This is a genomic window from Actinomadura rugatobispora (genome assembly GCF_042656285.1).
Lineage (GTDB): Bacteria > Actinomycetota > Actinomycetes > Streptosporangiales > Streptosporangiaceae > Spirillospora > Spirillospora rugatobispora.
Genome location: NZ_JBHSON010000069.1, coordinates 11,329 through 36,403 on the forward strand (window position 1 = coordinate 11,329; position 25,075 = coordinate 36,403).

At 73.5% G+C, this 25,075-nt stretch carries 6 protein-coding genes; 4 read left to right on the forward strand and 2 right to left on the reverse strand.

Annotation, left to right across the window (positions count from 1 at the left end; genetic code table 11):
• The first annotated feature begins 218 nt into the window (after positions 1-218).
• On the forward strand, positions 219-2,492 hold the full coding sequence (locus ACFPZN_RS37900; RefSeq protein WP_378287334.1) for a glycoside hydrolase family 3 C-terminal domain-containing protein: 2,274 nt from the start codon (positions 219-221) through the stop codon (positions 2,490-2,492).
• On the opposite strand, the gene ACFPZN_RS37905 is transcribed toward ACFPZN_RS37900, so the two are convergent.
• Positions 2,434-10,368 carry a SpvB/TcaC N-terminal domain-containing protein gene (locus ACFPZN_RS37905; RefSeq protein ID WP_378287336.1) on the reverse strand — a complete coding sequence of 2,645 codons (7,935 nt, stop codon included), beginning with the start codon at positions 10,366-10,368 and terminating at the stop codon, positions 2,434-2,436. The genes ACFPZN_RS37900 and ACFPZN_RS37905 overlap by 59 nt on opposite strands.
• A 569-nt stretch (positions 10,369-10,937) precedes the next feature.
• Between ACFPZN_RS37905 and ACFPZN_RS37910 the strand changes: the two genes are divergently transcribed.
• Positions 10,938-20,822, forward strand: coding sequence for a Tc toxin subunit A-related protein (locus ACFPZN_RS37910; protein ID WP_378287338.1), 9,885 nt, complete (start codon positions 10,938-10,940; stop codon positions 20,820-20,822).
• 36 nt (positions 20,823-20,858) lie between these two features.
• Here the strand turns inward: ACFPZN_RS37910 and ACFPZN_RS37915 are convergent, their stop codons facing one another.
• Positions 20,859-22,355, reverse strand: coding sequence for a protein kinase domain-containing protein (locus ACFPZN_RS37915; RefSeq protein WP_378287339.1), 1,497 nt, complete (start codon positions 22,353-22,355; stop codon positions 20,859-20,861).
• 163 nt (positions 22,356-22,518) lie between these two features.
• Here ACFPZN_RS37915 and ACFPZN_RS37920 point away from each other — a divergent pair, with 163 nt between their 5' ends.
• Positions 22,519-24,300 (forward strand): SIP domain-containing protein, encoded by a 1,782-nt coding sequence (locus tag ACFPZN_RS37920; RefSeq protein ID WP_378287341.1) that lies wholly within the window; start codon positions 22,519-22,521, stop codon positions 24,298-24,300.
• Between the two features lie 87 nt (positions 24,301-24,387).
• A complete protein-coding gene (locus ACFPZN_RS37925; protein ID WP_378287342.1) occupies positions 24,388-25,062 on the forward strand; it encodes a DUF1275 family protein in 675 nt (224 codons plus the stop codon).
• The last annotated feature ends 13 nt before the right edge of the window (positions 25,063-25,075 follow it).

Sequence of the window (25,075 nt, forward strand, 5' to 3'; positions counted from 1 at the left end):
TGCTCGCCGTATTTCCGAACGAAATTCATAGGCGGTAATACCGAATTGTCGCCGATCGTCGAAGCTGACCGCTTTGGTGGGATTTGGGGGGAGGGGGTGGGTGGCGGCCTCCGCCCGGCGGGCCCGCGTGCTAGGCTACTAAACCGCATTAGTAGTGGAGTCGGCAGCGGGCTCGCGTCCCGTGCGGGACCGGGCCGTCGCAGGAGAGGTTCGAGAACGTGACCGATCCATCCGGACCGTCCGCACCCGCGGTGCTCGCCGGCCTGACCCTGGAGGAGAAGGCCGCACTGCTCTCCGGAGGCGGCACCTGGGAGACCGCCGCGATCGACCGGGCGGCGATTCCCCCGATCGTGCTGACCGACGGTCCGCACGGCCTGCGCAGGCACGACCCGGAGGCCGCGGGCTTCAGCTTCGAGGAGAGCCTTCCCGCCACCTGCTTTCCGACGGCCGCGGCCCTGGGCTCGTCCTGGGACGTCGACCTGCTCGAGGAGGTCGGTCGCGCCCTCGGCGAGGAGAGCCGCGCGGCGGGCGTCGCGGTGCTGCTGGGCCCCGGCATGAACATCAAGCGTTCGCCGCTGTGCGGGCGCAACTTCGAGTACCTCTCCGAGGACCCGGTCGTGAGCGGCCGGCTGGGCGCCGCCCTGGTCCGGGGCGTCCAGGGCACCGGGGTGGGCGCCTCGCTGAAGCACTTCGCGGCCAACAACCAGGAGACCGACCGGATGACGGTCAGCGCCGAGGTCGACGAGCGCACGCTGCGGGAGATCTACCTGGCGGGGTTCGAGCGCGCGGTCAGGGACGCGGGGCCGTGGACGGTCATGGCCGCCTACAACCGGATCAACGGCGTGCACGCCGCGCAGGACCCCTGGCTGCTGACCCGGGTCCTGCGCGAGGAGTGGGGCTTCGACGGCCTGGTGGTCTCCGACTGGGGCGCGGTCCTGGACCCCGTCGCGGCCGTCGCCGCCGGGCTCGACCTGGAGATGCCGGCGACCAACGGGGTCAGCGCGGCACGCCTGGCCGAGGCCGTCCGGGAGGGGCGGCTGGAGGAGAGCGCGCTCGACCGCGCCGTCCTGCGGCTGCTGAAGCTGATCGAGCGCACTTCCCCAGGCACGGGCCCGCGCACCGGCCCTGGCACCGGCCCGGCCGAGGCCGACTTCGACCGCGACCACGCTCTCGCCCGCCGGGCCGCCGCGGAGTCGGCCGTCCTGCTGAAGAACGAGGACGCGATCCTGCCGCTGGACCCGCGGGCGGACCTGCGCGTCGCGGTGATCGGCGAGTTCGCGCGGACGCCGAGATACCAGGGCGCGGGCAGCTCGCGCGTCAAGCCGACGCGGATCGACGCGGCCCTCGACGCGCTCACCGGCGCCGCCGGCCCGGCCCTGCGGCTCGCCTTCGCCGCCGGGTTCACCCTGTCGGGCGAGGAGGCCCCGGAACTGCTCGCCGAGGCCGTCGCGGCCGCGCGGGACGCCGACATCGCCGTCGTCTTCCTCGGCCTGCCCGAAGGCGAGGAGTCCGAGGGCTTCGACCGCGCCGGCATCGACCTGCCCGAGGTCCAGGTGCGGCTGCTGAAAGAGATCGCCCTGGTCAATCCCCGGACCGTGGTCGTGCTGGCCAACGGCGGAGTCGTCCGGACGTCGGGCTGGGAGCGGCACGCCCGCGCCGTCCTCGAATGCTGGCTCAACGGCCAGGCGGGCGGCGGGGCGGTCGCCGACCTGCTGTTCGGCCGGGTCAACCCGAGCGGGCGGCTGGCCGAGACGATCCCGCTGCGGCTCGAGGACAACCCGTCCCACCTGAACTTCCCCGGCTCGGAGGGCACCGTCGTCTACGGCGAACGCCTCTACGTCGGGTACCGCTACTACGACGCCAAGGGCATCGACGTCGCCTACCCCTTCGGGCACGGCCTGTCCTACACCGACTTCGCGTACTCCGGCCTGTCCGCGGTGGTCGAGGGGGACGGCGACGAGACGGTCGTCAGGCTGCGGCTCGACCTGACCAACACCGGGACGGTGGCGGGCAAGGAGGTCGTCCAGGTCTACGTCCGCGACGTCGCCTGCTCGGTGGACCGTCCCGTCCGGGAGCTCAAGGCCTTCGCCAAGGTCGCGCTCGGGCCCGGCGAGTCGGCGGCCGTCCGCTTCGAGTTGGACGCCCGCGACCTGTCGTACTACAGCACCGGCCTCGGCCGCTGGGTGCTGGAGCCCGGCGACTTCGAGATCGGCGTCGGCGCCTCCTCGCGGGACCTGCGCCTGGCCGCCACGGTGACGGTCGACGCGCCGCCGCCCGTGCGGCCGCTGACACTGGACTCGACGCTCGCGGAGTGGCTCGCGCACCCTGAGGGCGGCCCGCTGCTGCGCCGGACCATGACCGCCGGGCACGCGTCCGCGATGAGCGACCCGGCGATTCTCCGCATGGTCGAGTCGACCCCGCTCAACCGCCTGATCACCTTGAGCGGCGGCGCGCTGGCCTCGCCGGAACTGGAGGACTACCTCGCCCGCTGACGGCCGGCCGGCGGGCGCCGGCGGGCGCGTCGGCCTCGGTGGGCTTGAGATCGACCTTCGAACGGGCCTCCGCCTTGCGGTTCCACTCGTTGTTCGGGTCGAGCGCGCCGCCGGGGCCGTGGCACTGCGCGCAGAAGGGGTTGCGGCCCTCCTGCAGCGCCCGGTCGGCGAGCTTCTGGTCGTAGATGTTGTCGCCCTGGGGCTCGAAGACGAACTGCAGGGCCGAGGTCACCGTCGCCGCCGGGGTCAGGCCGTAGACGTCCTTCGTGACGCTCCAGGCCAGGTTCTCCGCGCTCAGGTTCCCCTCCACGATGGCGTCGGTGGTGTTGGCGGCCGGATTCGCCGTCTGGACGGCGGCGTAGGCGTCCCCGGTCTTGAACAGGACGTAGCCGGCGACGCCGAGCATGATGGCCTTGCCGACGAGGCCGCCGCCCTTCACCTTCGGGCCGTGCGCCTTCGGACCCTTCACCTTCGGGCCGCTGGCCTTCGGGCCCCCCTTCGGGCTGGTCACCTGCCCGGTCTTGAGGTCGAGGAACGGCTCCGGTCTCGGCTCCGTGCGGGTCCAGTCCACCTTGGCCCGCTCGGACAGGTCGGCGGTCGCGGGCCGCCGCCACTTGCTCGCCTCTCCGGCCGCTTCGAGGTTCGCCGCCGTCTTCGGGCCCTTCGCCTGCTCGTCGAAGTCGATGTGCTTGGCGACGTTGTGCGGCGTCACCTGCTTGCCGTCGAATCCGGGATCCCACACCGGCCGGTCGCCGATGCCCGCCTGAACCGTCGGGTCGGTCTTCCTGCCCCAGACCGAGGACATCTGCTGCCCCATCTTCTTCGGGTCGAGCCCGACCTCGGCCGCCTGCTGGACGCCCGTGTGGTGATGTTGCTCGATCGGCGTCTTCGAGAAGCCGGCGGCTCTCTTCTGCATCGGGTCGGGGACCTTCGGCTTCCCCTTCTGCACCGGCTTGGCGAGGTTCTGCTCCATCTCCTGCCTCTTCGCGGCCGTGTCCTTGGAGCGCTGGTCCTGGTACTTCTTGGGCGCGGCACCGGACGGGTCGTAGAACGCCACGGGGTTGCCGAGGGCGTACACGTAGAGGTCGGGCCCGGCGGCGAGCCCGTCCGGGTCGCAGGCCGTCCAGCGGCCCAGCCAGGGCGCGTAGTAGCGCGCACCGTGGTAGTACAGGCCGCTCTCCTCGTCGCGTTCCTTTCCGGTGAAGCGGTACCGGTTCGGCTCCACGGTCTGGCCGCTGACCGCCTGGTAGGTGGTGCTGCCGTACGGCGAGCACTCCTCGTACGAGATCACCTGGGCGGCCTCGTCGAGCTCCAGGGCGCCCGCGCCCACCTGCTCGCCGTACTGGTAGCGGACGCGCCGTCGCGGCACGCCCGGCTCGACGCCGGCGACACGGGTCTCGACCCTGGCGACGGTGTGCTCGTCGTCGGTGACGTGCAGCGTCTCGCGTTCCAGCGGATCGGAGCCGTGGCGGCGGTAGATCTCGAATCCGCCCAGGTAGAGGCGTTCCTCCTTGATCCCGCCGGGCTCGGACTCGGTCACCTTGCGCACGCGCGCGCCCGACGAGTCGTACACGTAGAAGGTGCGCTCGCCGTTGTCGCCCGCCTGCCGCCGCGTCATCCGCAGCTGGTCGTGGAAGTCCCACAGCATCACCGGCAGGTGGGGCATGTGCAGCAGGTTGCCATTGACGTCGTAGGCGTACGGCTCGGTCACCCCGCCGACGGTCGTGCTGGTCAGCCGGTTCGAGGACACGGCCGGGTCGAGCGCGCTCGGCTCGTCGTAGGTGTAGGCGCGCCGCCAGCCGGCGTGGGCCGGGTCGCAGCCCCGGTGCCGCATCGACTCGATGTTGCCCACGGCGTCGTAGGTGTAGCGCTCGATGTAGCGCCCCATGGCGTTGCCGTCCTCGGGGTGCTGCAGGCGCAGCCGTGCGAGGTCGTCGGAGGAGTGGGGGGTGGGCGCGTTCGGGGTGCCGCCGGTCTGGCCGAGGTGCTCGCGCCCGGTGGCCTCGATGAGCCGGTAGACGGCGTCGTAGGTGAAGTCGGAGCCCGGCGCCACCCGCCGGTTGCGGAAGAACACGGTCTGCTGGGCGTCGTCGCGCACGTGGGTGGTGTTGCCCGCCGGGTCGTAGGTGTAGCGGACGTTCCGCACCTGGCAGCCGGGCCAGGCGGCCGGGGCCGGGTCGGGGCAGTCGTCCGGGAAGGCGGCGGCGTCGCGCCGGGTGAGGAGGCCGGTGAGGCGGTTGGTCAGCGGGTCGTAGGCGTAGGTGGTCCGGGCGCCGTTGCCGTTGTCGACGAGCGTGCGCCGCCCCTTGGCGTCGTAGTCGACGCCGGTGACCGCGCGCAGGCTCGCGGTGGCGGGATCCAGCGGCCCCTCGGGCTCGGCGTCCAGGTCGAGCCAGACGTTCACCCGCTCCAGCAGCCCGGCGACGTTGTGCACGGGCTGGATGACGTTCACCACCGTGCCGGGCCGGTCGCTGTGCGGTGCGATCAGCTGGACGGGGCGGTTGAGCGCGTCGTAGCGGGTGCGTTCGGTGAAGGTCTCGTCGTCGAGCGGCACGTCGGCGGAGACGTCGATCGTGCCGGCGTAGTCGCGGGCGAACCGGCGCCGGGTCGACAGCACGTTGCCCTTGAAATCGTAGTCGCCGGTGATGACCACGCCCGACTGGTCGTGGACCTCGACCGCTCTGCCGCGCAGGTTGCCGGTCTCGGGTTCGGGACGGCTCTCGCCGTAGACGGTGCGCTCGATGAGGACCTCGGCGCCGTCCCCCTCCCGCAGAAGGGTGCCGGTGGGGCGGCGCAGCGCGTCGTAGAGGGTGCGGAACCGCCGGTCGTCGCCGTCCCAGAGAAGGCAGGGATTGCCGGCCGCGTCCGGCAGGGCCCGTGACTCGCCGGCCTCCATGCTGGAGCCGCCGATCTGGGCCCCGGCCATGTCGTGGACGTAGCGCGCGACGACGCGGCCCTTGGCGTCGATGACCTCGCGCTGCCGGTTCTGGATGTCGAGGACGACCTCGGTGCGGTGGAACTCCTCGACCGGTGCGGCTCCGGCGGGCGCGTCGCCGTAGGCGAACCTGTTGTGCAGGACCGTGGCGGCGGTACGGCCGAGCGCGTCGGCGTGGGCGACGGTGGGCGTCGCGGCGTGCACCCGCGTCCGCTCGGCCGCCCGTGTCTCGTGCCCGCGGTCGATCGGATCGGGGTAGCGCGCCGCGAACGCCTCCGCCTCGCGCGGATCGGTGCGCAGGGCATGCCACGTGGGCAGGTACTCGCCTGGGTCCGTCCGGGCGAAGTGCGGCCCGGCGTGCGGGTCCGCGGCGGGGTCGGCCACCAGAACGGTGTCGTTGGCGTCCCAGACCTCCTGCCGCCACGGATCGAAGACCACCTTCTCCCACGTGCGGTCGGGGTGGAGCGTGGCGACCGTCCGCTCCAGCGGATCGTAGAACCGGAGGGTCGAGACGCCGGCCCGGACATCGGGCTCGAAGCGATGGGTGCCGCTGAAGAACGGCTCGTACTCGCGGATCGGCTTGCCCTTGTTGTTGAACACCGTCCAGCCGGTGCCGACCCATCTGGGATCGGCGTCGTGCGGCGCCCCCGGAACCGACCCCGGAACCGACCCCGGCACGGGCCCCGGCTCGGCCTGGATCTTTCGCTGGATCTCGCGGCCGAACCCGTCGCCGTAGGCCAGCTCGACCCGGATCGGCACGGGCGCCGCCGCGCCGGCATGTACCTCCCGGGCGAACACGGCGGTCGGGGTGGGCACGCCGCCCTCCGGGGACGGGGAGCGTGAGTAGGCCCTCAGGTCACGCACGACGCGGGTGGTGGCGTCACCGAGCAGCGTGGCGGCCATCGGACCGGTGGGGTCGGCGAGGACCGCGTTGATCTCGGCCTGGGTCAGGTCGGCGCGGAAACCGGGGTCCAGCCGGTCGCCGGGCACCGGCACCTCCTCGGGTTTGCCCATGACCGCGGTGCCGGCGACCGCGCCGAGGGCGTCGTAGGCGATCGCCGTCCGGTTGCGGTTCGCGTCCATCACGAGGGCGGGCTGCAGGACGCGGTAGTCGTACGCGCCGCGGACCGGGGACAGCGCCGGGTCGAGCTCGCGGACGCCGACGGTGACACGGTTGCCCAGCGCGTCGCACGTCTCCAGGACCAGCAGGTCGTGCGCGTCGTAGGTGACGAACTGCTCGGTTCTCGCCTCCTCGGTGTGGAACGCGTCGCGGTAGCGGTGCGGGAGGAAGAAGTGGGCGCGGGCATGGGCGGCCTCGGCCTCCGGCGGATCGGCCGGGCCGGGCGAGTAGAAGACCCGCCCGGACGGCGCCCACCACCCGTCGTCGCCGGCCAGGCGTACGTAGCGGGCCTCGTCCGCGAGCATGGCGTCGGTGACGCGGTCGCCGTGGACGGCGCCGACGAGCCCCGGCGTGAGGGCGAGTCGGTAGCTCTCGTACGGAAGCGCCAGCGGCTCCACGACGCCCAGCGGCAGCGGGCCGGTGAGGTCGTCGCGGCGGAAGTACCCGCGCACGTGGTCGAGCAGGCGCTTCTCGCGCCGGCCGGGAGTGGGCTCCTGCTCGTAGGCGAGCGGCACGGCGGCCTTCACGGCCGCGTCGACCTCGTCGAAGGTGAAGCGGCGGCCCTCGACCGGTGTGAGACCGGTGAGCTCGTAGGTGCGCGAGGCGCACGGCAGCGGCGCCAGGTAGGCGCCGGGCGTGTCGATGGCGTTGGTGACGTCGTTCTCGATGTAGGTGGCGAGCATCCGCGCCTGGCTCTCACGGACCCTCTCGGGCAGCGCCGGGTCGGGGGCACGGCGCCCGTAGCCGAGGGTGACGGACCGCCGTTCGTTGCCGTACTCGTCGACCTCCAGGACGAGCGCGTGGCCGACGCGCGGGTCGGCGGGATTCCGCTCGTACTGGTAGGTGAGCCCCTCGCGCGCGTGCACCAGGAAGACCGCGTGCTCGTTGCCCGCGCGGGGCTGCAGCATCCGGACCGTGTAGTTCTGCTCGGTGACGGTGTAGGGGTGGCCGTACGGGTACTCGTCGGTGCCCGAGCCGTCGAGGGCGTACACCTCCTGGCGCAGCACCGAGCCGCGCAGGGCTCGGCACGCCTGGCGTTCCTCCTCGAAGGTCAGCCCGCCGGGCAGCACCGTGTCGTCCAGCAGCAGGGCTCTCGCCCGGGTGTGGCTCAGGCCGGGCTCGCGGTAGTACTCGCCGGGATCGCCGGCGTCGGCCGGCCCGGCGAAGGCGTTCGAGACGCCTTCCGCTCCGACGTGGACGCCGGTGTGCGTCCAGGTGCGGGTGAGGATCGGCGGTACGCGGGAGGCGGCGTCCTCGTTGGCCGCGGGCACCGCCGGGTCGAGCGGGTGCTCGGTGTCCCACTGCTCCACCATGCCGAAGCCGCGGAACTCCCGCTCCACGGGGTCGTAGTCGCCGTGGTGGTAGGCGTACCGGGTGACGAACCGGAGCCGGCCGACCCGGTCGAGGGTCTCGACCCGCTCGACGACGTGGACCGGGAACGGCAGGCGGGTGAGCCACGGCCGGCCCGCCTCGCGGTCCGCCAGGTAGAACCTCGTCGAGGGGGCGTAGCGGACCGTGGTCTCGCCGCCGAGGTTGTTGACCGCCCGCGTCAGCAGGTGCGGCTTCACCCCGCCCATCAGGTCGACGTACCGCAGCGGCCTGCCCGCCTCGGCGGGCGACGGCGACGCCCACACCAGGCAGAGGGTGCCGTTGCCGAGCAGGTCGACGGGCGTGATCGCGGCGAAGTCCTGGGCGGGCGGCGGGACGTTCAGGCGGCGCGCGTCGCCCAGGCCGTTGCCCGACCGGTTGAAGTAGAGCCGCACGCCGTCGCGGTGCAGGTAGACGAGGTCGGTCGTGCCCGACCCGTCGAGGTCGGCGAGCAGGACGCGGCGCTCGTCGAACTCCTCGGGCGAGTCGAACAGGGGCGAGCCGTCCATGGTGATCTTGGCGCCGAAGCGGCCGTGGCCCAGGTTCGGCCAGTAGCAGACCTCGCCGTTGCGGACGCGCACCAGGTCGCTGAGGCCGTCGCCGCTCATGTCGGCCAGGAGCGCCGAATGGCCGCCGTCGGCGAAGACGGCGCGCGGCCCGCTCTCCTCCTCGTCGTACGGCCGGGCCACCCGGCGCGCCGGCAGGAAGCCCGCCTCGGCCAGGGACGGGTGCCAGACGAGCGCGTCGTCCTCGGTGATGAGCACGTCGGCGAACCCGTCGCCGGTGAGGTCGGCCAGCCGCAGGTTCGCCGCCTCGGTGTCGCGGTTGAGGCGGGAGGTGAACGGCCGGAACGGGCGCCACCCCTCGCCGTCGTCGTGCTCGTGGAACCCGGGCATGGGGCCGTCCAGCGCGACCAGGTCGGGCCGCCCGTCGCCCGCCAGGTCCATGAAGCGGGCGGCGCCTGGGGCGCCGGTGAGCGGCGAGCTCGGCGAAAGGGGGACGGGCTCGGCACGGCCGAACCGGGCCCGGGGTGACAGCGGGCTGGTGTTGCGGTGGTAGTACCACGCGCCGGCCTGCTCCACGAGCACGCCGGAGACGCCCTCGCCGTGCAGGTCGACCCACTGGTGGTCGTGGCCGTCCAGGCCGTCCGGCAGCGTCGCCGGGTCGAGGTCGTGCAGCTCGTCGTGGATCTCGGGCCGGGAGTACTCGAACTCGACCGGCGGCAGCGACTCCTCGAGATAGGTGGCGAACTCGGCGCCGCCCCGCACGGCGGCGGGCCGGGTGTCGTCGCGGACGTGGCCCTTCTGCGTCACCCGGCGCAGGAACGAGCCGAACCGGGTGCTGCCCTGGTGGGACAGCTCCTCGTCGACCGTCACCGTCCGGCCGGAACCGGTGGGGCCGAGGTCGAGGTCGGCGTAGTCGAACTCGGTGGAGCTCACCAGCCCGTCGTAACCCGGCTCCCCGGCGTCGCCGCCGGGAATGTGGTGGAACATCAGGACGCGGAGGCAGCGGCGGTGGGTGCGCACCTCGAAGCCCGCGCGATACGCCGAGAACGGGTCGGGGCGCTCCGACCACGCGTGCGGTGCCGACGGCGACGCCCGGACGAACCGGTGCTGCTCGTCCTCCGGCACGCCCGGGTCGGGGGCGACCGGCTCGACGTGCCCTTCGTCGTAGTCGAAGACGACCTCGAACAGCCACGACGCCTTGCCGAGGTCCGGTTCGACGAGGCGCGAGACGCGGTTGCCGTACCGGATGCGCTTGAGATAGCGGTTGGAGCCCCGGGAACGGTGCCGTTCGCTCGCGCGCGCCAGGTCGACGCCGCGGGCGTCCTCCTCCACGTACTCGTAGACGAGCGCGCCGCCCTTGTCGTCGTAGCTCTCGCAGGCGAGCCAGCTGAACACCCGCGTGCCCTCGGCGACGCGCGACCGCCGGTCGGTGCCGTACCGCGTGGTCACACCGCCGGAGGTGACGGAGCGCCAGTGGACGTCGCCGGTGTCGCGCCGGGTCCAGCGCTCGATCCGGGCGAACAGGCCCTCGGTGCGCGGCCGGTAGCGATGGACGACGTACCCGGGGGCGGTGACCTCGTCGGCGAACCGGGTGCCGTCGGGACGCAGCACGGGGACGAGGTCCTCGACGCCGGAGAGCAGGTAGACGTCGGACTCGTCGCCGTCGCGGTACTCCGGGACGCCCTTGTCGGTCCTCCGGGTGATCGCGGGCGTGGACAGCCTCCACCCGTACCCGAACGGGCCGTTGCCGTTGGCGGAGTCGTAGGTCAGCGCCAGCTCGGGGCCGAGGCCCGAACGGGCCTCGCTCGTCGCGATCGGCACGCTCATGGAGCCGGTGCCGGTGGCGGTGCCGGCGGCGAACTTCTCGCCGACGCCGCGGACGGCGCCACCGCCCTTGGGCGGCGAGACGGCGGGGACCTGCACGCGCGAGAAGGCAAGATTCGGCATTCTGCACCATCTCGTCCGGACGGCCCGTCAGAGGCCGGCAGCTGGATGTGTCGGGGATCATCGTTGCTTTACCCTCCGGTCTTGGTGACTAATCCGCGAATCCCGGCTCCGGCGCGCCACGGAAAACGGCGCCGGGAGGGCTCTTCTGGCGCGGTCAGGGTCCTTTATCAGTGAACGAAGATCCAGTGCTCGGATCGCAGAAACAATCTTGATTCGTCCTGCGGACAAAGACGTCGTTCCAGTAGTAACAGGGAGGAATTCCGGAAGCGTGCGGAGTGCCGTTGACGATGATCGGAAAAGCCGGTTCGAGGGCGCTCGAAGATCGTGAAGCGACCGCCCGGTCGCCATTCGGAAAGTCCTCGCGATTCGCGGTTTGGCGGCCACGTCGGCCAGGAAGAATCGAGGGGACTCGACCCCCCTGGAGTCGCCGAACGGCGGACCCTGCCCTCGATCGCGAACGGATCTTCGCCATGTGATCGGGGCGGTGCCCGCCTTCCGGCGCCGACCACTCGCTGCCGATGTCTGAGCAGGCCAGGGCTTCACGACCGACAGGGCGGAAGGACGCGGACATGGCACTCATCGTGATACGGCTGCACCCGGTCGAACCCATCGGGGGCGCCGATTTCACGCCCTACCTCGACGGCCTGGAGATCGAGGCGTTCGATCTTTCGACGGCCTCTCCGCTGGAGGGCGTCTCGCTGGGAGTGGCGACCTATCGGGCGCCGGTCGATCCGCCGCCGACCGATCCTTTCCGCCCCAACCAGAATTCGGATATCGTGCAGCACTGGGGTCCGACGGAGGAGCCCCCGCCGGAGCCCCTTCCCGTGCCCGACGTGTTCAAGGCCGTGGCCACGGCGGTGATCCGGATCCCGTCCGGAACGGGCCCCGAGCACGGCTCGCCGGATCTGCGGCTGGTGATCAGGAGGAACGGCAGCACCATCGTCCACCGGCAGTTGTACTTCAACGTCCCGGTGGACCCGCAGCAAAATCGTCCGCCTCGTCGGAATTATCCGGATATTCCTACGTCCAGTGTTTATCTGGCGCTGCCCGCCCCGGGCACCGGGCTGGACACCGACGACTACGTCGAGGTGCCCGCCGACGGCACCCCGCCCCGGTTCACCGACCTGCGCAACGCCGTCCAGGCGGTCCTCGACGCTGATCCGGGGAGCGCGGCCCCGCTGCCGATCACGGAGCTGACACCGCTGCAGGCCCGCCACGTCGCGTACGAGATCGTCTGGAACCAGTCGTTCCGGCCGCTGCCCGCGCCCAAGGTCCGCTTCGGCGGGTCGCAGGCGTCCAGGGAGCTCGACTGGCTCTACACCCTGCCCGACAGCGGCAGGGAGCAGGGCGACGAGGTCAGCCGGGCCACGTTCGAGGGCGATCTGGACAGCTACTACGCCGTCGGCAACGCCGACTCCGAACGCCTCGCGCCGTTCGTCTACGCCCTGGCCGCCGCCCTCAGGGCCGAGGCGCTCAGCCGCGCCGCGTCCAGGGCCGGCCTGCTGATGCCGGTCTCGCTCGCGCGGGCCCCGGGCGGGGCGCGGTTCAAGTCGGTCCGGGTCGTCCTGGCGTCGGCCGTGCCCCTCGCCGACCCGCCCGCGCCCCTGGAGCCGGTCTTCGCCGTCCCCGCCGAGTACTTCTACGCGCTGGGCGCCGCACTGCCCACGAGCATCTCCGCCGAGCAGCGGTTCCAGCTCCACACGCTGCAGGAGGAGGACACGCTCAGGTCCGCCTTGCAGGCGGCCCTCGACTCCGGCGTGATCACGGCGCCTGCGGGCACCGGGATCGCCCAGGCGGCCAGGCGGCTGCGCGCCCTGGGCGCGGTCCAGGGCTCGGCGCCGCAGTTCGCGCTGAACGGGGCCGATCCCATCCGCGCCAACGTGCGGTCCCTGGTCGAGGCATGGCTCGCCTACCAGGGCGAGGACATCGACGGCTTCTGGGCCGGCGTCACCGATCCGGGCCGTCTCGCGGGCCATCTGGAACTGGTCCTGCTGGTCCTCGCCGGCGGCCACGGCCCGCTCATCGGCGCGATCAAGACCGGGCTGGGCGCCGCAAGCGCGGACGACATCGACGACCGCCCGGCCGCCGACTGGCAGGCGCTGTTCGCCGGGCCGGACGCGGCGGACCTGCTGCCGGACTTCACCCGGCCGGGCAGCGTCGCCGAACGGGTGGCGGCGTTCATCCGCCACGTCCAGCAGTTCTTCGCGATCGTGCAGGAGTCCGCACCGATCTTCGAGGAGCCGCAGGGCGGGCCGCCCCGCCTCCCGAGACCGCCGGGCGACCTCATCACCGCCTTCATCACGACCTTTCCCAGCGGCGACTTCGAGTTCGGGGAGGAGTGGACCGACGAGCGGGCCGCGGCCGTCAGGGCCCACATCGCCGCCACGCTGCCCGATGACGAGGCGGCGGGGGAGCGGCTCTGGCAGGCGCTGACCACGCTCAACGAGCTGAGCCTGCTGACGGGGGCGGCGGGCGCGGCGGGCACGCCGCCGCCTCCGTGGACGACCGAGCGGGCCTTCTCGATCATGGAGGCCCTGTACGCCCGCGGGTTCACCGGCCGCGCCCGGATCGCCGAATCGGCCAGGGAGGACTTCCGGGCCGCGCTGACCGGGACGGTCGCCTGGGAGCACGCCGACACCCTCTACGAACGCGCCGGCGGACTTCCGGACGAGCCCTCACCGAACGGCGGCACCCCGGACGGCGGCGAGTTCCGGCCCGTGAACCCCGACGGCCGGCTGGTCAACTGCGTCCCTCCACCGCACCGTTCCCCCCTCGGCCCGGTCGCCTACCTCCACGACCTGCTCCGGCTCACCGAGGACTCCACCTGTGAAGACCCGTTCGGGGACGAGCCGGAGCGCGAGGCGGCCGCCACGCTCGCCGAACTCCTGGCGGGCCGGCGGGGCAGGCTGGGCGAACTGGCCGCGAGCCGGGCCGCCCTCGAGATCCCCGTCCCCGTGATCGACCTGGTCAACGAGTGCCTGGAGGCCGCCGTCGACGGCCCGCCGGGCAGCGGCGGCGTCGTGTACGACACCCACGCCGCCTCGCTCGGCGGCCACTCGCTGGCCGAGCACGACCCGGCCACCCTGTTCGCGGCGCTGCCCGAGCACTCCACCCCCGCAACCCCGGTCAGGCGGCCCGGCGCCTACGAGAAGCTCAAGATCGACTTCTCCGCGCCGTCGCTGCCCTACGCGCAGGCCCTGGACATCAACCGCACCTACCTGGCGCACCTGCGCACCAGCCGGTACGCGGTCATGCGCCGCTTCCGCGCCGACATCACCGAGCAGGCCCTCGACCCCGCCGACCAGCCGCCCGACTTCCAGCGGCACCTGTGGCGCTACCCGGTGAAGCGCGAGCTCGCGGCCGAGTACCTGCACCTGTCGCCGGAAGAGCTGGAGCTGCTGTTCACCCGCGACGTCCCCGAACAGGACCCGGAGGGGCGGCTCGTCCTGCACGAGCTGTACGGCTTCGACGCCGACACCGTCGGGGAGACGCACTGGACCGAGATCGTCGTCCGGCTCCCGGAGTTCCTGGAGCGCACCGGCCTGACCTGGTGCGAGTTCCTGGAGCTGTGGCGTTCGGGCTTCGTCCGCTTCGCCCGGTCCGGCGGCGAGGGGCCGCGCCGCTTCCCCGACTGCGAGCCGTGCGATCCGCACGCCTACCACATCCGCTTCCAGGATCCCTCGTCGCCGGTGGACGCGCTGCGCCGGCTGGCGGTGTTCATCCGGCTGTGGCGCAAGCTCCAGGGGGTGGCGAACGCGCGCTACGACTTCGCCCGGCTCCGGGATCTCTGCGTCGCGTTCGAGCTGTTCAGGCCCGACGGGATGATCAACCCCGACTTCGTGCGCGACCTCGCCGCCTTCCAGATCCTGCGCGACGACTTCGGCGCCGCCCTCACCGATCCGCTCGACCCCCCGGCCCCGGCCGCCACCGGCCCCGACCGCACGCACCTGCTGGCGCTGTGGGCCGGTCCCGGGGCGGCCAAGCGGGCCTGGGCGCTGGACGAGCTCCTCGACCAGGTGGCGGCCCACGGGCGCGACCGGCACGGCCGCGCGCCGCGCGGGCCCGAGTTCCTGAAGCTGCTGGCCGACAACCTCGGCCCGCTGTCGCTGCTCGCCGGTTTCGACCCCGACCCGGCGAGCGGCGACCGCTGGGACGCGCGCCCGGCCCACACGCTGCGCTTCGCCGAGGTGCTGGCCAAGATCTACGCGTCCGACTTCGGCGTCGGCGAGGTGCTGCTGCTGTGCACCGCCGACCCGCACCTGGACGGCGACGACCCCTTCCCGCTCCAGCCGGGCAACGAGGCGCTGGACGACCCGCTGGCGCTGCCCGACGACCAGTCCGCCCACTCCCTGTGGGCCCTGCGGGCGTGCCTCACGGCCGCCGAGGACCAGGTCGGCGGCGAGGACGCGGCCGCCTGGACCTGGGACCGGATCGAGCAGACCCTCCGGGACCGGTTCGGCTACGGCCCGCCGGTGTCCGGGCCGGACCCGTTGCGCAGGCTCGGCACCCGCTTCTTCCCGGCCGCCGTCGCCGCGGCGGGCGTCCCGGTGGCGCCCGGGGACCGCCAGTACCGGCAGCCCCTGGCGCCGACCTCCGCGCCGATGTGGAACACCCCGCCGGGGCCGTTCCGCTACGACACCGCCGTCCACGAGCTGTGGGCCGAGCTGCCGCTCAGCGGCGAGGCGGTGATCGCCAAGCTGGGCCGGATCCGCCAGCTGAGCGCCGTCGAGCAGCGCGCCGTCCGCCAGCTGTACTTCGCGCCCCGGGCCGATCTGGCCCCGTTCGCCTTCGTCGTCGGCGACCTCCGGGAGGCCGAGGAACGGCTGATCGAGGAACCCGACGAGGACGCCCGGTGGGCCTGGTTCCAGCGGCGGTTCGCCCTCTTCTACCGCCGCTGCGAGCTGATCGCCGAGCATCTGGCCGCGCACGTCGACGACTGGTCCGGGCGGGCGACCACCGAGGGCTCGGAACTCGCCTGGAGCGTGCTGCGCGAGCTGTCGGCCGACGAGAACGCCGGCACCGAGCCCTGGGAGCGCGACGGCGGAGAGCCCCCGTCGACCCTCTGGCCGGACCGCCCGTCCGCCGGCGCGTTCGCGGCCCTGCTCGGCCTCGCCGGCACCGGCCTGCCCGGGGAGTACACCGCCGAGGGCCGGGGGCTGGTGTGGCGTGAGGCGCGCGGGCCGCTGTCGGTGTTCGGCACGGGGGAGAACGCCGGCAACAGCCCGATCCCGACCGTCGTCCCGGCCCTGGACCTGGCCCCGACGGCCGTCGAGCGCGAGTTCGTCGACTTCCGCAACGGCTTCGCCACCGCCAACGTGGACGGCCGCCCGCTCGGCGGAGCCGAGGGCTACACCGTGCGCTGGACGGGCACGCTGCTGATCGAGGCGGGCGGCCCCTACGAGTTCCGGGCCGGCGCGCCCACCCCGGACGGCCTGCCGCCCGACTTCGCGGCCGCGACCGGGCGCTGGCTCGTCACGCTGCGGCGCGGCCAGCGCCGCTGGGTCGTGCTCAGCCACGACTGGCCGGACGAGACCGTCCCGGGCGATCGCGCCGACCCGCTGCGGCTGGCGCGCGGCGCGTACCGGCTCAGCGTCGAGTTCGTCCAGCCCCGGCCGGCCCATCGCGACGCCGAGGACCTGACACCGGCCGTCGGCGGGTTCCAGCTCAAGTACGCGGGCCACGACACCTGCGACGACCTGATGGCGATCCCGCACTCGCAGCTGTTCGGCGAGCGCAAGGACGGCACCCTGGCGGCGGACGTCCAGGGCGTGGACGGAACGGCGCGGCAGTACCTGGAGCGGCACTACACCAGCAGCCTGCGCGACATCCGCCGCACCTACCAGCGCGCGTTCACGGCCCTGCTGTCCGCGCACCGGTTCGGGTTGTCGGCCCGGCCGATCGCCGACGACGGCCAGTCCGAGATCGGCTACCTGCTGACCCACCCCGACCTGTTCGCGGGGACGTCGTCCTACCGGGCGGGCGGCATGCCGTCGGGCCCCTTCACCAGCCACCGCGCCTGGTTCGCCCCCGATCTGCTGCCGCTGCTCGACCACTACCAGGCGCCGTCCCCGGCCCGGGACCAGCGGGCCGAGCCGTCGGCACGGCGCCGGCAGGCGCTGTTCGACCAGTGGGAGCGGATCTTCGACTACACGGCCGTGCGGCGGGCGACGGCGTCGGCGCCCGAGCCGCCGCTGTGGCTGCTGTTCCACGAGGCCGCCGAGGACCACCCCGACGTGAGCGCCCAGCTGCAGCGGCATCTCCACGTCGACCTGCGGCACCTCCCGCAGGCGCTCACCTACGCCGGCCACACCGTGACCGGCGCCGACCTGCGGGACGAGCGCTGGACGGTGCGGGTCTGGCACGCCGACCGGTGGTTCGACCGGCTCCGCGAGGACTTCCTGATCGAGGACGTCCGGACCGCGCGCCCCGACCTGTGGGCGGCCGACGACCCCGGCGCCGGCACCGGCGACGGCTCGGGCAACGCCGTCCTCACCAGGTTCGTGCGGGACGGCTGCCTGGAGAACGGCGAGCCCCGCCGCTACACCGACGTCCAGGCCCTCAACGACGGGTTGCGGCTGCGCGGGCGCGCCGCGCTGCTGGCCCACCTCGGTCAGGATCCGCCGGCCCTCCAGGAACTGCTGCTCATCGACGTGGACGCCGGTCTGCGCCAGCGGGCCACCAGGATCGAGGAGGCCGTCAGCGCGGTCCAGACGTTCGTCCAGCGAGCCCGGCTCGGGCTGGAGCCGGCCCTGCCGGTCCCGGCGGGCTTCGCCCTGCTGTGGGACCGCCGGTACGCCACCTACCGGATCTGGGAACGGTGCGTCCGCCGCCGTCTCTACCGCGAGAACTGGATCGACTGGGAGGAGCTGGGGGAGGCCCGCCGCGGGGAGGCGTTCCGCCTCGTCGAGGACGAACTGCGCCGCACGTCCCTGACCTCGCCCGTCCCCGGCGGCCTGCTGCACTGGCCGGCGGACCGGCCGCCGGCCCATCCCGGCCTGACCGCCCTCCAGGCGCGCGAGCCCGCCGTTCTGCGTCGCGTCGACCTTGATCGCCATGGATTCGACCTGCAGGGCATGCCCGAGCGCCACGCCCGCCTGTCCTGGCTCGCGGCGGCGGGCCTCCCGGCGCGGCACCGGACCCTCGCGGGCGACGCGAGCGCGGCGAGCGACGCGACCGACGCGACCGACGCGGCGATCGCGGACGGGACCGGGACGCCGGAGCGTCCGCTGCCGTGGTGGGTTCAGGCCGCGACCCGCATGGGGGTGCGCTTCGTCCGGGTCGCCGCCGCGGGGGAGCCCCCTGCCTCCACCGAGTTCGTCCCGCACCGCGAGGGGTGCGAGCCGGCCTGCTGCCGCGACTGCGGCGAGCCGCACGCCGCCACGGTCGACGAGTACTACTTCTGGCTCCTCGACGCCCGCTTCCACAAGGCCGTCACCCAGGTCGCCGACGACGGCCACGGCCGGATGCCCGCCCCCACCGACCCGGCCGGCCCGGCCCGCGCGGCCGACCCTGACGGCAAGGTGCCGTGGAGCTGGCACGACGCGGGCGTCCTGCCGCGCCTGCTGCAGTGGCCGAGCGACCCGGCGGTCCACCTGGCCTGGAGCCGGGTGCACAACGGCGAGTTCAGTCAGCCCCGCCGGTCGTCGGAGCCGCTGCGCGTGCACGCCCCGGAGCCGGATCTGGAATTCGCCGGGAGGAGCGACGACTCGCTGCGCTTCACGGTCGAGGGCGGCCAGGCCCCGGAGGGCTACCCGTCCGCGCCCGAGCCGGGGTTCCGCTACGACCTGGCGGACGACGCCGCGACGCCCCTGCCGCTGCTGCACGAGACTCCGCCACCGCCCACCTACCCGGGCGGCCTGACGACCTTTCCCTACTTCGCCTTCCACGCGCCCGGAGCACCGATCCTGCCGCCGTCCGTGCACGCCCCGGCCATCGCGGTCGCGGCGAGCCTGCGCGCCCACTGCCGGTTCGAGGCCGCGCTGCGCTGGTACGACCTCGCCTTCGCCCCGCTGCGGTCAGACACGAGCTGGCTGCGCCACCACGCCCTCGGCGACGGCGCGGACCACGACGTCGCCACCCTCCGGGACCGAGCGATCCTGCTGAACTATCTGGAGACGCTCGACGAGTGGGGCTCGGCACTGCTGCGGGGCAACACGCCGGAGTCGTCCCAGCAGGCCCGGCTGGTGTTCGAGACGGTGGCCAGGGTGCTCGGCCAGGCCCCGCCCACGGTGCTCGCGGACGATCCCCACGGCCCGCCCCATCCCGTGGCGGACTTCGTCCCCGACCCCGCTCCGCTCAACCCGCGCCTGCTGGCGATCTACGAACGCAACGCCGACCGGCTCGGACTCGTCCACGCCACCCTGAACGCCGACCGGCTGCGGCGCGACCAGCGGCCCTACTGGAGCGACCCCGCCCCGGGGGAGAGCACCCAGCCGTGCCTGGACGACCTCGACTGGTGCGCCCCCGACAGCTGCTACCGGTTCGCGTACCTGATCCAGAAGGCGCACGAGCTGGCCGCCGAGCTGCGCAACCTGGGCAACGCCCTGCTCGGCGCCTACGAGAAGGGCGACGCCGAGTACCTCGCCACGCTGCGCGCGACGCACGAGCGCCAGCTGTCCGACCTCACCCTCCAGATCCGCCAGAACCAGTGGCGCGAGGCCGACTGGAACGCGCAGGCGCAGCGCAAGGCCAAGGAGATCGCCCAGACCCGCCAGCGGTACCACAACCTGCTGATCGAGAACGGGCTGAGCAACCGCGAGGACGAGCACGTCTTCCTCGTCTACGCGGCGCTGGCGCTCCGGGCGACGGGCAACATCGCCGAGGCCATCGCGCAGGGGATCGGCGCGACCCCCGACATCTTCGCCGGTGTCGCCGGGTTCGGCGGATCGCCGCTGTTCTACCAGCAGATACCGATCGGCTCGAAACTCGCCTCGGTGTTCGCGACCGCGGCCCGCATCGCCAATTCGCTCGGCGAGCTCTCCACGACCACCGGCGGGCTGCGCCTGACCCAGGCCGGATGGGAGCGGCGCGAGGAGGAGTGGCGGCACCAGGTCGAGGTCCTCGGCCTCGAGATCCAGCAGGCCGAACGGCACATCCTCGCCGCCGAGCGCCGCCAGGACATCGCCCTGCGCGAGCTGAACACCCACCGGCGGCAGATGGAGAGCTCGGCGGAGGTCCACGACTACCTGCGGGACAAGTTCACCGCCCACCAGCTCTACCTGTTCCTGCAGCGGGAGACGGCGGCGTTGTACGCGCAGACCTACGACCTGGCCCTGCACGTGGCGCGCCAGGCCGAGCGCGCGTTCAACTACGAGCGCGGGCACACGCGCTCGTTCATCACCGGCGAGGTCTGGGACGGGCTGCACGAGGGCCTCCAGGCGGGCGACCGGCTGGCCGTCGCCCTCAAGCGGATGGAGCACGCCTACCTGGACGACAACCGCCGCGAGTACGAGATCACCAAGCACCTGTCGCTGCGCCTGCTCTTCCCGCTGGAGTTCCTGACCCTGCAGGCCACGGGCAGCTGCGAGATCGAGATCCCGGAGTGGCTGTTCGACCAGGACTACCCGGGTCACTACATGCGGCGGATCCGGAACGTGAGCCTCAGCGTCCCGTGCGTCGTCGGCCCGTACGTCGGCGTGCAGAGCCGGCTGACCCTGCTGGGCAGCACGACCCGCGTCGATCCGCGCCTGGTCGATCCGCCCGGCGCCTGCTGCCCGGACGGCCGTCCCGGCGCGGGCGGCTACGACCCGGTGCCCGACGATCCCCGGATCGTTACGCGGCACACGGCGTCCGAGGCGATCGCCACCTCGGCGGGGCAGAACGACCACGGGATGTTCGAGCTGAACTTCCGCGACGACCGGTACCTGCCGTTCGAGTTCGCCGGCGCGGCCGGCCGCTGGCGGATCGAGCTGCCGCCCGAGAACAACCACTTCGACGTCGCCACCCTCGCCGACGTCGTCCTGCACCTCAACTACACGGCGCGCGAGGGCGGCGACGAGCTGCGCCGCGCCGCGAGCGAGAGCGCGCGGCGCCACCTGCCCGGCTCCGGCGTCCGGTACTTCGACGTCGAGCACGACCTCCCGGACGCGTGGCGGCGCCCGCGCGCCCATGAGATCCGGCCGGCCCTGGGACGGACCATGTTCCCGTTCCTGCAGGGGCGGCGCGATCCGCGGGTGACGCGGATCGGGCTGTTCCTCGAGGTCCCCGGCGCGGCACCGAGCACCCACCACACGGTCGAGTTCGAGCGGTCGCCCGGCTGCGGCACGGCCGCCCGGCCCGTCGACGTCCACTGCGTCGCCAGTGCCGACTGGCCGCAGCTCTTCTGCGGGGTGCTGGAGCTGCCGGAACCCGTGGTCCTGGGGAGCACGCCTGAGACGCTCGGCGTGTTCCGGCTGCCTCCGGGGCTGGAGCAGGTCTGCCGCGTCCACCTGCTGTGCTGGTACGACGTCGTCTGATCCCGGAGGGCGGACGATCTTCGTGCGGCGCGCGGGTCAGCCGGGCAGGGCGAGCAGGGCGCCGACCGTGGTCTCGGCGCCCCACCCCGGCAGCACGCGGGTCACCGGCGGCAGCTGGGCGAGCAGCGCGGCGTGCTGGTGGCGGTGCCTGAAGTCGGGAGTGTGGAGCGTGAAGCCGGTGAAGAGGGCGTGCAGCTCCTCGCTGTAGAGCCAGACGCCGCCCCGGATGTGGCTGGGCACGTCGATCACCGTGAGCCGCGCGTCGCCGATCTCGAAGTCGTCATCGCGCTTGTAGAGCGTGTCGGGGCGGGCCTTCCGGAGCGCCTTGCGCTGCGCCGGGTCGGGCACGTGCAGAGACGCCCGTTCAAGGTGGGAGCGCCAGCGCGGCAGCGCGGCCTGGGGCAGGGCGACGTAGGCGTTGGCGGAGACGTTGCGGGCGTTCATGACGTGGATCTCCTCGCCGTCGGTGAGGATGACCGCCACGGCGTCGCGGCCTCCGACGACCCGGCTGATGCCGTCCACGCGGGACGCGGGGTCGATCACGAAGACCTCGTCGTCGTCGCCCACGACGTAGGTGTTGGCGGGCGCGCCGTTGTCACCGGTGACGACGGTCTCGACGCGCGTGCCGCCGGCCGCGTACGGCGGCCGCGCCGGCACGGGGAGGGCCGGCGGGAACGGAGGCGGCGTCGGGGCGGGCCCCGGCGGGGGCGCGGTGCCCGCCGTGCGCAGCAGCTCCAGCACCGCGCGGGCGTCGGCGGGACGGGCGCGCGGATCCTTGGCCAGCAGTGAGTCCACGAGCCGGTCGAGGGAGTCGGGAAGGTCGGGGCGCAGCGACCGGATCCTCGGCGCCGGTTCGAGCACGATGCTGCGGATGAGCACCGGGAGCGTGTCGGCGTCGAAGGGCGCCCGGCCGGTCAGCAGCGCGAAGAGCACCACGCCGAGCGCGTAGAGGTCGGCGCGGAAGTCGACCTCGCCGCCGCTCTCGAACTGCTCGGGGGCCATGAAGGCGGGGGTGCCGATGACGGCGCTGCCGGTGAGGTTGGTGATCTGGTCGGCGTGCCGCGCGATGCCGAAGTCCATCACCGTCACGTGGTCGCCGGGGAGCAGCATGACGTTGGCGGGCTTGATGTCGCGGTGCACGACGCCCTGCTCGTGGGCGGCCCGCAGCGCGTCCGCCGCCTGCGCGGCGATCCGCAGCGCCCGGTCGACCGGGAGGCCGCCCGGATGCCGCCGGATGAGGGCCGACAGGTCCTCCCCGTCCAGCAGTTCCATCACCAGGAACAGCGCGCCGCCGTCGTCCCCGCCGTCGTGGATCACGACGATGTTGGGGTGCCGCAGGCGGGCGCTGATCTCCACCTCGCGCTGGAACCTCTGGATCAGGAGGGGGTCGGCGCCCTCCGGCTTGGCCAGCATCTTCACGGCCACCGGGCGGCTCAGGCGCGTGTCGACGCCGCGCCAGACCTCCCCCATGCCGCCGCGTCCCAGCAACGACTCGAGCCGGTATCGCTCCGCCAGTACCAGCCCGCCGCGCACTGGTCCTCCCGCCTGTCCCGTGAAGTCCGTCCACGGAAACATACCGGCGCCCGGCGGGGCGGTCGAAAGCCGGTCGAGCGCCGGCGGCGTGGCCCCGGGAGGTCATAGTAGGTTAGCCTAACCTAATTAAAATGATCTTTGGCTGACGAGAAGGACGTGGAGCATGGCCGCCCGCGAGCACAAGGCGTTCCCGATCGTGGTCCGCGACCTGGAGGTCCTGGACGCCTTCGACGTCACGCCCCGGACGCGCCGGGTCGTGCTGACCGGCGCCCAGCTCGGCGCGTTCGAGAACGGCGGCCACCGGATCGCCCCGTTCCGCACCGAGAACGCCGACGACCACGTCAAGCTGATCGTGCCCGGGGCCGGGGTCGTCCCGCCCGTCCAGGAGGACGGCCACCTGGACTGGCCGCCCGGGACGATCGAGCGGGCCCGCGACTACACCCCGCGCCGCTACGACCCCGATGCCCGCCGCCTCGAGCTGGACTTCGTCCGCCATGCCGGCGGGCCCGCGGCGGAGTGGGCCGGACGCGCCCGTCCCGGCGACCGCGTCCTCGTCGCCGGCCCCCGCGGGACCACCGTCCTCCCCGCCGGCATCGACTGGTACTTCCTGGCCGGCGACGAGACGGCCCTGCCCGCCATCGCGCGCCGCATCGAGGAACTGCCCGCCGGCACCCCGGTCACCGCGGTCGTCTCGGTCGCCTCCGCCGGCGAGGAGCAGACCTTCGACCACCGTGCCGACCTCGACCTCACCTGGGTCCACCGCGACACCGCCGGACCCGGCGCCCTGATGGACGCCGTCCGGGCCGCGCCCTGGAGGACGGGCCAGGTGTACGCGTGGGCGGCCGGAGAGGCCGGCATGCTGCGCCCGATCCGGCGCTGGCTCGAGCAGGACAGGCGGGTCCCGGCCGGCCGCACCGACATCGCCGGCTACTGGCGGGCGGGCCGCGCCCAGCACGAGACGTCGCAGGAAATGGACCGGCTCAGGCACGCCGCCTCCCTCGCCGTCCCGTACGCGATCCGCGCCGCCGTCACCCTCGACCTCGCCGAGCACGTGACCGACGGGCGCACCACGGTCCCGGACCTCGCCGCGGCCGCCGGCGCCCGCCCCCGCGGCATCCGCAAGATCCTCGCCGTGCTCGCGCACCAGGGGTACTTCACCCTCGGCGCCGACGACGTCGTCGCCCTCACCCCGGCGGGGACGTTCCTGCTCGAGGAACAGGTGCACGGCAGGCTCGACCACCGCAACGGATACGCCCGCCTCGACGACTCCTGGCCCGGCCTGCTGCACGCCGCGCGCACCGGCGAGTCCGGGTTCGAGCACGCCGCCGGCCACTCCTTCTGGGCAGAGCTGGCCGGCGACGAGCGGCTCGGCCGGACCTTCGACGGCGACCTGGCCCGGTGGTCGGGCACCTGGTCGCCGGACCTCGTCAAGGCACTGGCCCTCACCGGCGAGCATCTCGTCGACGTCGGCGGCGGAACCGGAACGTTCCTGGCCCACGTGCTGGCGGAGGCGCCCGGAGTCCGCGCGACCCTCGTGGAACTGCCCACCACCGCCGAGCGCGCCCGCGCCCACCTCGCCGAGCGCGGCCTCGCCGACCGCGTCGCCATCGCCGCCCAGAGCTTCTTCGAGGAGCTGCCGGCGGGCCGGGACCTCTACCTCCTGGCACAGGTCCTGCACGACTGGCCGGACGAGGAGGCGGTCGCCATCCTGACCCGGGTCGCCGAGGCGGCGCGCGGCCGCCGCGTCGTCGTGCTCGAACGCGTCGCGACCCCGGCCGACGAAGCGGGCACCGCCGCGTTCGACCTGCAGATGTACACCGTCTTCGGCAGCGGCGAACGCGACCGCGACGAGTTCGCCGCCCTGGGGGAGCGGGCCGGGCTCCGCCTGGAGTCCGCCACCCGGATCCACGCCAACCTGCACGCGATCGAATTCCGCACCGCCTGAACGGCGACCGGACCTCCCGTTCAAAGGTCGGGTCGTGTCCGGTGTGGCGGCGGCGCGGATCGCGCCGCCGCCGATGAAGGTGGACGCATGCGTCTCAGGCTGCGCGTTCCGGAGTCCGGCCTCGCCCGTACGGCTCTGACGCTCACTGTGGTGGCGGGCCTGGTGGACGCCGCCGCGTTCATGGTCCTCGGCGGTGTGTTCGTCGCCAACCAGACGGGCAACTGCGTGCTGCTGGCCATCGGCATCGCCGAGCGCATCCCGATCGGCGACGCGGGCGCGGACAGGCCGCACGCCGGCGTGACGGGACCGCTGATGTCCCTGGCGGCGTTCTGTGCCGGCGCGGCGGCCGCGGGATGGGGCGGCCTCCGCGTTCCGCGGCGCGTGGCCGCGTTCTTGCCGTTGCTGGGCGCGGAGGCGCTGCTGCTCGCCGCGGCGGCGGCCCTGCCCGGTCCGGACTGGGCGCGCGTGGGTCTGGTGGCCGCCGCGATGGGCGTCCAGAGCGTTCAGGCGGTACGGCTGGAGGTTCCAGGCGTGACCACCACGGTGGTGACCGGCACCCTGGCCTCGCTCTTCGACAAGCTCACCGACGAGCGCCCCCGGCGGCGCGGCACGGGCCTGCTCACGCTGGTCTGGGTGCTCTACATCGCCGGCGCGGTGGCCGGCGCCCTGGGCGCCCGCCTCTGGTCGTTCACCGCGGTCTGCTGGTGCGCGGTGGCGCTGACCGTCCTACGGGCCGCCCTCAGCGAACCGCCCGGCCGTTGAAGGTCCCAGGGGC

Coding starts and splice junctions, on each gene's coding strand:
- ACFPZN_RS37905 (WP_378287336.1), bottom strand. CDS start 10,368: ATGCCGAATCTTGCCTTCTCGCGCGTGCAGGTCCCCGCCGTCTCGCCG.
- ACFPZN_RS37910 (WP_378287338.1), top strand. CDS start 10,938: ATGGCACTCATCGTGATACGGCTGCACCCGGTCGAACCCATCGGGGGC.
- ACFPZN_RS37920 (WP_378287341.1), top strand. CDS start 22,519: ATGGCCGCCCGCGAGCACAAGGCGTTCCCGATCGTGGTCCGCGACCTG.
- ACFPZN_RS37925 (WP_378287342.1), top strand. CDS start 24,388: ATGCGTCTCAGGCTGCGCGTTCCGGAGTCCGGCCTCGCCCGTACGGCT.